We start from the raw sequence: 586 nt of genomic DNA on the forward strand, positions 1-586 counted from the left end.
AGCAAGGATCGCTACCTGACATAACAACGACATTAAATTTCGGTTCAAAGGGGGAGAATGCTTTTCAGCAGTTGAAAAAAATGATGCCGAATTCTCCTAAAATGGTCGCTGAATTCTGGATTGGATGGTTTGATTACTGGACAGGTGAACATCATACACGTGATGCGTCAGACGCGGCACGAGTTTTTAAAGAATTGATGGAGAAGAAAAGCTCTGTGAATTTTTATATGTCGAAAACTTATCTGAAATGATGTAATATTATTCTAAAGTGAGGTTAAAAATGATGATCGTATTAAAGAAATTGTAAAACCGAATCATGATGGAAATTTACTCGTTACTGGGATTAGTGACGAGTTTAAAGGCGTGTTCTTTAACGAGATACAAGAGCTTTCAGAAGGACAGGTCGTCGTTTTTGTTGAAAACAATCACAAGATGGAACGATTAGAAGCATCCCTGTTAGAACTAACAGATGATATTTACACATTTCCTGTCGGCGATATCATGATTGAGACAATGGCAACAGAAAGCCCTGAGTTTAGAAAAGCGCGTATGAACACACTCTACGCGCTGATTGAGAAGAAACCAG

General features: G+C 38.4%; 2 protein-coding genes. Both read left to right on the plus strand.

What is annotated here, in order from left to right; translation table 11 throughout:
* Positions 1-251 (plus strand): beta-galactosidase (locus ACFQY0_RS21335; protein WP_379717126.1); only part of this gene is annotated, 251 nt, incomplete at its 5' end.
* Between the two features lie 112 nt (positions 252-363).
* Positions 364-586 (plus strand): hypothetical protein (locus tag ACFQY0_RS21340; protein WP_379717129.1); only part of this gene is annotated, 223 nt, incomplete at its 3' end.

The organism is Haloferula chungangensis (assembly GCF_042664875.1).
GTDB lineage: Bacteria > Verrucomicrobiota > Verrucomicrobiia > Verrucomicrobiales > Akkermansiaceae > Haloferula > Haloferula chungangensis.